The 7,160-nt window shown below is 69.7% G+C and carries 6 protein-coding genes; 3 read left to right on the top strand and 3 right to left on the bottom strand.

What is annotated here, in order from left to right; translation table 11 throughout:
• Nucleotides 1–1,173 precede the first annotated feature (1,173 nt).
• Complete coding sequence (locus H504_RS0123915; protein ID WP_026424840.1) at nucleotides 1,174–1,947, bottom strand: DUF2470 domain-containing protein; 774 nt, start codon at nucleotides 1,945–1,947, stop codon at nucleotides 1,174–1,176.
• Nucleotides 1,948–2,050: 103 nt separating this feature from the next.
• Here H504_RS0123915 and H504_RS39005 point away from each other — a divergent pair, with 103 nt between their 5' ends.
• Nucleotides 2,051–3,130, top strand: a complete 1,080-nt coding sequence (locus tag H504_RS39005) for a hypothetical protein (RefSeq protein ID WP_026424839.1) — start codon at nucleotides 2,051–2,053, stop codon at nucleotides 3,128–3,130.
• Here the strand turns inward: H504_RS39005 and H504_RS39000 are convergent.
• Together H504_RS39000 and H504_RS0123900 are read right to left on the bottom strand one after the other, a co-directional pair.
• Nucleotides 3,094–3,639 carry a hypothetical protein gene (locus H504_RS39000; RefSeq protein WP_026424838.1) on the bottom strand — a complete coding sequence of 182 codons (546 nt, stop codon included), beginning with the start codon at nucleotides 3,637–3,639 and terminating at the stop codon, nucleotides 3,094–3,096. The two genes, H504_RS39005 and H504_RS39000, sit on opposite strands and share 37 nt — an antisense overlap.
• A gap of 168 nt (nucleotides 3,640–3,807) precedes the next feature.
• Entirely contained in the window at nucleotides 3,808–4,983 is a 1,176-nt protein-coding gene (locus tag H504_RS0123900; protein WP_026424837.1) for a homogentisate 1,2-dioxygenase, read from the bottom strand.
• An 82-nt stretch (nucleotides 4,984–5,065) separates the two neighbouring features.
• On the opposite strand from H504_RS0123900, the gene H504_RS0123895 reads away from it, so the two are divergent.
• Entirely contained in the window at nucleotides 5,066–5,929 is an 864-nt protein-coding gene (locus tag H504_RS0123895; protein ID WP_035305724.1) for a hypothetical protein, read from the top strand.
• Nucleotides 5,926–7,122, top strand: coding sequence for a fumarylacetoacetase (gene fahA, locus H504_RS0123890; protein WP_026424835.1), 1,197 nt, complete (start codon nucleotides 5,926–5,928; stop codon nucleotides 7,120–7,122). The genes H504_RS0123895 and fahA overlap by 4 nt, the downstream gene beginning before the upstream one ends.
• Nucleotides 7,123–7,160 lie beyond the last annotated feature (38 nt).

Raw genomic sequence — 7,160 nt, 5'->3', positions numbered from 1 at the left:
CCCCGCCCAGCACACCCCCACCCGCTCAGACCCCAGCCCCAACACCCCTCACCCCACCGCTTACGGCCACCCCACCGACCACAACCCAGCCCCCACCCTTCCCGGGGGGCGTCCCCGAGGCCAGTCTACCGGCCCCGCAAGATCTACAGCGGCCAGCGCCGGAGCCTGTGGATAGCGGCCCAGAGTGTGGATAACTCAACCAACCGACTCGCGGCCAACGGGGCATCGACGTGGAAGGAGCGGCCAGCAAGCCCGTCGACCCACGAGACGATGGCTGGCGTCAGCAGCGCGCGCTGGCCCCAGACGTTAACAGCGCACTTGGGCCAACTTGACGACCTCGAACACCACCAGGCCGTTACTCCTACCGCCACCTCTTACCGCGACCCCTCCGGGCGCAGCCCGGCCCCCACCCTTCCCGGGGGGCGTCCCCGAGGCCAGTCTACTGGCCCTTCGAGATCAACAGGGGCCGACATCAGAGCCTGTGGACAGCCAGCCAAACTGTGGATAACTCGACCGGCCAACTTTGGGACACCGTCACCGAGTTCGATCTGGCCACCCGCTACGCCTTCACCGCCCGTGAGGACCTTGCGGTGAGTGAGACATCGACGACCGGTCAACTTGTGGCGAGCAGGGCATTGGCGTGCAGCGCAAGCCCCGCCGTCGCGGCCTACTCAAACAGGACGGTCGATCCCCAGGTCGCCCAAACGGCACCGGCTCGCGTGCGCAGGCCGAAGATCTCGAAGCGCCCGCACCCCCGCCGCCTCTTACCGCGACCCGTCCGGGCGCAGCCCGGCCCCCACCCTTCCCGGGGGGCGTCCCCGAGGCCAGTCTACCGGCTCCTCGAGATCAACAGGGGCAGGCATCAGGGCCTGTGGACAACCCACCGGCCTGTGCGCAACCCCGGCCACCCGGCCAGACATGACCGGCCAACGTCGCACCGCCACAACCACCCAACCCAGCGATTGACACCCTCGCGCCACCCTCGTACGGGTCCGGGCGGCCCCCACCCTTCCCGGGGGGCGACCCCGAGGCCAGTCTACCGCCCCACCGCAATCAAAACCGGCCCACGTCATTCCCTGTGGACAACGAGCCCAACTGTGGATAACCCGACCGAAGCCGGAACCCCAGCCAAGACCCAGAACCAGACCAAGCCAGAACCAGACCAAGCCAAGATCAGCGCTGGCTGGCCAGGAACGGGCACCCCACCAACCGTCGAAGTTCGGAGCTGAGCTCAGTCGCACTGCTAACCGGGCGTGAGAACGCGAGCCGGACGTCGTGGTCAGCGTCAATGGCCTCCACCCGTAGGCGCAGCCCGAACCGGTCCAACCCGAGCGGCCGCACATGTCCGCCGCGCAGATCGTCAGGAAGGTGTCGAGCCAGCGACCCCACCACGTCCGTATGCGACAACTCCAGGTGCCGCAGCCATCCCGCTTCGTGCTCCGCGAACGGATCCGGTGTCGCCTGGCTGAACGCGTCCAGGGTCACCGGATGCGTCCCCTCCGCATCCGCGATCACCAGTGACGCCGGGATCAGCCGCAGCAAGGTCGCACCGTGGCCCAAGTCCAGCAGTCGCGGATCAGGCCGCACCGACGCGACCTCAACGGCCAGCGTTCGTGCCTCCGGTTCCGACAGCGCCCGGAGCCAGCCAGTGATCCACAGCAGGCCGCGAACCGGTTCGCGCAATGGCACCGGCGCTGTGTCGGCGAGTTCGAGCATGGCGGCGAGTTCGCCGCGGGGGGCGGACCAGGCGGCGCCGACGAGTTCGTGGTCGGCGGGGAGGAGGGTGCTGACTGAGCCGTCGGGGTGGACGTGGTGCAGGACGGGGACGACGCGTTCGGTGTGGCCTGCGGCGGGGGCCAGGGTGGCGCGGCCGCCGAGGGTGGCGATGGTGCGGGCGCGTTCGGCCGGGTGTGGGGCTGGGGGACGTGGTGCGTCCGTTCTGCTCACGGCTCACCTCCTAGTTAGGTCACCCTAACTTGATGCCGGGTCGGGGGGAAGCGTGATCCCACGAACTGGCTACGCTGCGGGCACATCCGACCTGGAGGCAACTGTGAGCGAGGCACCCGCGGTCGAACCACCGACCGATCGGCCCGCGATCGAGGACCCGGCGACCGCCAAGGCCCTTTCGTCCCTGCGTCTTCCGTTGGTGGGTCTGCCGGTGGCCGCGGTGGTGTTCGCCGGGCTCGCCGGGTGGCTGATCGCGGTGGGCGGTGGGTGGTTGGGCATCACGGTACTGGTTGTCGCGGCGATCGCATTCTTGGTGACCACCTTCCTGGCCGTGGTCATCAGCGGGCGCTGGATCGGGCCTGCGTCGAAGTTGCTGCGCGAGCAGCCGTGGCGTGAGTCCCCGGTGACCGTCTACCGCCCCGGCCGCGGCTTCCCGCGGGTCGGCCTCCAACTCCCCGACGTCGCCCTCTTGGCGCCTGCCATGCCGTGGCCCGCGCAGCAGATCTTGGCGCGTACCGGTCGGGTCTGGGTTGTCGGGCCGGACGAGAGGGGGTGGGCGGCGATCCGCTCGACCGGTCTCGCGCTGCCCCTCGGTCAGGCCCGGGTCACCACCGCCGACCTGTCCGATCGCATCGAGGTCGCGGTTGAGCAGCACGACCCGGGCCGCGCGTCCCTCGCCGCCGGTGACGCTGTTCTCGCGAGGGTCATCGCCGGGCCGCGCAAGCGTTCGCGCACCGATCTGGTCGCGCCGATCTTGTTGACCGTTTTCGCCATCTTCGTCGATGTCGACCTGGTGCGGCGCGGGGTTCGGTCGGATCAGGTCTGGCTCGCCGTGGGCACCCTGGTCGGCACGCTGTTGATCCTCGGTTTCCTCGGGTGGCGCGGCTACCGGGCCTGGTATTGGGCCAGGGTCGACAAGTTGCTCGCCGCCGGACCATGGAAATCGGTGTCGATAACGCTGCCGGAACCGAATCGGGTGCGCCGGGAAACGGTGGTCGGCCAGGCGATCTTGATCGATGGCCGCGCGGTCGCGGTGAAGTTGCCACGGGCCGGGCACGCGCTGCGGGCGAACATCTCGGCCACCGGGTTGCTGTGGGTGGCGGGCACGCCGGACGCGGGTCGGGAAATGATCGCCGGGATTCCGGGTTACCCGTTCCTCAACCGGGCGGAATTCGGTTCCTGAGTCGACTCCCAGCCCCGGGTCGCCCGTTCGGTCTGCAGCGCGGCGACCCGGATCTCGGCCAGCCGCCGGTCCGCGTCGGGGGCGCCGACCAGGTCCTCAACGCCGTTGACGGTGGACTCCAGTCGGGTGATCAGCGCGGTGTACGTGTCGGTGAGCCGGGCGAGTTCGACCTCGTCGTCGGCGGCGACCTCCACCCGGACGATGGCCGACGCGCGCACCGCGAATCGGCGCAGTGTGCGTCCGATAACGTCAATGGATTCGTTTTGTCCGAATTCCTCGCGCACCGCTTCGAATCGGCGCAGCCACACTTCTTCCGCGGAATCCGGTTCGATCGCGGGCGCGACCGGCAGCAACTTCGCCCGTCGACCGATGGCCGCGCGACCCAGCAGCACGACCAGGCCAACGCCGAAGGTCAACCACCCGGTCAGGTGGATTGCCCAGGCGACCGCCCCAGCGCTGGCCGCCAGCAACAGTCCCCAGGGATTGGCCAGTTCTCTCGCGTACCCCATTGCCCATCCTCACGCACCCGGCACAGGTGACAGGGGGAAGATCCTAGGCGATTACCCCCGCCAATAGCGACCCTGGCGTCTGTTGGTGATTTGCGGACAATGCGAAACAGGGCTGGGAACGTGGATTGGGTGGAATGCGAGAATGCGCTCCACCCAATCCGGTTCGATTCAGTTCCAGTCCGGGCCGCGCTTGCTCCAGCTCCACGCGTAGCGCGGGTCCTCGCTGTCGGCGGCGGCCTCACCCAGGTCGAGCGGGCGGAACGTGTCGACCATGACGGCGGTCTCGTCGAAGAAGTCGGCGCCGATGGAGGCCTCGGCGGCGCCCGGCTGCGGGCCGTGGGTGAAGCCGCTCGGGTGCAGTGACAGCGAGCCGATGCCGATGCCGGAGCCCTTGCGCGCCTCGTAGTTGCCGCCGACGTAGAACATCAATTCGTCCGAGTCGACGTTGGCGTGGTTGTAGGGCACCGGGATGGCGTCCGGGTGGTAGTCGACCTTGCGCGGCATGAACGAGCAGACCACGAAGTTGGGGCCCTCGAAGGTCTGGTGCACCGGCGGCGGCTGGTGGACGCGGCCGGTGATGGGCTCGAAGTCGTTGATGTGGAACGCCCACGGGTACAGGCAGCCGTCCCAGCCGACTACGTCGAACGGGTGGTTCGCGTAGGTGAACCTGGTCAACCCCGCTCGGTGTCGGACGAGCACCTCGACGTCCTCGCCGTCGACGAGCAGCGGCTCCGTGGGTCCGCGCTGGTCACGCTCGCAGTAGGGGGAGTGTTCGAGGAACTGCCCCTTGCTGGACAGGTACCGCTTGGGCGGTCCGATGTGCCCGGCGGCCTCGACGATGTAGAGCCGCATCTCCCCGTCGGGCACCACCCGGTAGGTGGTCGACGTGGGGATCACCAGGTAGTCGCCGTCGCGCACCGTCAACGCCCCGTACACGGTCTCCACGGTGCCGCCGCCGCCCTGCACGTAGAACAGCTCGTCACCGACCGCGTTGCGGTACAGCGGGCTGGGCGCCGAGGCGATGGCGAACCCGATGACGACGTCGGCGTTGCCGAACAGGGTGCGCCGACCGGTGACCGCGTCCGCGTCGGCGGAGAACTTGAGGTCCTGGGTGCGGAAGTGCCGCGGTTTGAGCGGGTGGTTCGGGCTGAGCTTGCCGCGGAAGTCCGCGACCACCTCGGCGTTCACGATCGCCGTCGGCAGGTGGCGGTGGTAGAGCAGGGCCGAGTCGGCGGAGAACCCCTCGACCCCCATCAGCTCCTCGGCGTAGAGCTTGCCCTCCGGTGACCGGAACTGGGTGTGCCGCTTGCGCGGGATCTCTCCGATGCGGCGGTAGTGCGGCATTGCTCCTCCGAGACCTCCGGTTTGGATGTCCGCCTATCGGACATCTTTGTTCAGTTGGCGGTACGCTACTAGCGTGTCAGCCGTGTCAAGCGCAGCTCCCCTCCCAGTGCCCGGTCCGCGCGGCATCCCGCCGCTGTTCGCGCGGCTTGTCGACGACGCGGCCCTGTTCCCCCCGGGCAACGCGCCCATGCCCGACGCGGTGCGCACGCACCTGTCCGGGCGGGTGGGGGGCAACGCCGGTGTGATGGGTCTGTTCCTCTGCCAGGCGTCCCGCCTGCCCGAGCTGATCACCGAGTTGGTGAAGGCGAAACCGGCGGAGCCGGTGGAGCTCTCCCTGGTGATCGATACCGGGCTCGGCGGCGTGCCCAAGGCGTTGTCGATCGTCGAGTCGCGGGCCGAGCTGCTCGTGCTGCGGATGGTCGAGATGCCCGCTCCCGCCGACGTCGACGACGTGTGGCTGGAGCGGGTCAACGAGTTCGTCCCCGAGGACGTCATCCGGGTGGTCGAGCCGCGCCGCGGCGGCCAGGAGTGGTTGGACGGCATCCGCCGCGTGGTCGGCCACGGCTCTTGGCCCAAGATCCGCTGCGGCGGCCTGAGCCGGGAGGCGTTCCCCAGCGTGGACGAGGTCGCCGACTTCCTCGCCATCGTGGCCGGGGTGACCTCGTTCAAGGCGACCGCGGGGCTGCACAACGCGGTCCGGCACACCGACCACGAGACCGGGTTCGAGCACCACGGGTTCCTGAACCTGCTGGTCGCCACCGGCCGGGTGCTCTCCGGGGGCGACGTGCGCGCCGCGCTCGGCGAGACCGACGGCGCCGCGCTGGCCGAGGAGATCAAGGGCTTCTCCGACGACGCGGCGCGCGCGGTGCGGGCGTCGTTCGGCTCGTACGGGTCGTGCTCGTTGAGTGAGCCGGTTGAGGATCTGGAGGGGTTGGGCCTGCTGTGAGCTGGATCGACGACCCGGCGTTCGCCGAGGACAAGCCTTTCGGGCCGCAGACCCTCCCGTACGGCGTGGTGGAGACCGCGAACGGTCCCACCGTGGCCGTGCGCGTCGGCGACCACGCATTGCCTCTTAGGCCCATCGCGGACGAGTTCACCGCGGAGTTGGCCGAGTTGGTGACGGCCCGCTCTCTTGACCCGTTGTTGGCCGCCGGTAGGCCCGCTTGGTCGTCGTTGCGGGCGAGGCTGGTCGAGCTCGTTCGCTCGCCCGCCGCTCCCGAGGGCGCGGTGCTGGTGCCGTTGTCGGAGACGCGCGCGCTGCTGCCGTTCACCGTTGGCGACTACGTGGACTTCTACTCGTCGCGCCACCACGCGGAGAACGTCGGTCGGATCTTCCGGCCGGACCAAGCGCCGCTGCTGCCGAACTGGACGCACCTGCCAGTGGGCTACCACGGCCGCTCCGGCACGATCGTCGTGTCCGGTACCGACGTCGAGCGCCCGTACGGGCAGCGCAAGACCGACGACGGCCCGGTGTTCGGCCCGAGTGTCCGGCTGGACATCGAGGCCGAGATCGGGTTCGTCTGCGGTGGCCCGGTCGCCCGCCGGGTGTCGACCTCGGCCGCCGCGGACCACGTGTTCGGCGTGGTGACCGTCAACGACTGGTCGGCCAGGGACATCCAGGCCTGGGAGTACGTGCCGCTCGGCCCGCACCTGGGCAAGTCGTTCGCCACGTCGGTCGGCGCGTGGATCACCCCGTTGGAGGCGTTCGCGGCCGCGCGGGTCCCGGTGCCCGATCCCGGGCACCCGAGGTTGGACTACCTGGTCGAGGACGTGCACTGGGGCCTGGACATCCACCTTGAGGTGTTCTGGAACGGCACTCTCGTCTCGAAGCCGGACTTCGCGGGCATGTCGTACTCGTTCGCCCAGCAGCTTGCCCACATGACCGTCAACGGCGCCACCGTCCGCCCGGGTGACTTCTTCGCGTCCGGCACGGTGTCCGGGCCGGACAAGCACCAGCGCGGCTCGTTCCTGGAGCTGAGCTGGGGCGGCAAGGAGTCCGTCGAGTTGGACGGCGGCGAGCAGCGCACGTTCCTGGCGGACGGCGACACGGTCGTCATCACCGCGACCGCCCCCGGCCCGGACGGCTCGGTCATCGGCCTGGCCGAGGTCGCGGGCACCATACGCGCGGCGGGTGACTGAGGGTGCCTGGCATACGGTCGACGGGGCCGGTCACCCGC

Origin of the sequence: Actinokineospora inagensis DSM 44258 (assembly GCF_000482865.1) — a bacterium.
Lineage (GTDB): Bacteria > Actinomycetota > Actinomycetes > Mycobacteriales > Pseudonocardiaceae > Actinokineospora > Actinokineospora inagensis.
This window is presented reverse-complemented; position numbering and strand designations above follow the sequence as displayed.

What these genes read in the sequence shown, in the direction of transcription:
- H504_RS39000 (WP_026424838.1), bottom strand. Translation starts at nt 3,639, where the DNA reads ATGGGGTACGCGAGAGAACTGGCCAATCCCTGGGGACTGTTGCTGGCG.
- H504_RS0123900 (WP_026424837.1), bottom strand. Translation starts at nt 4,983, where the DNA reads ATGCCGCACTACCGCCGCATCGGAGAGATCCCGCGCAAGCGGCACACC.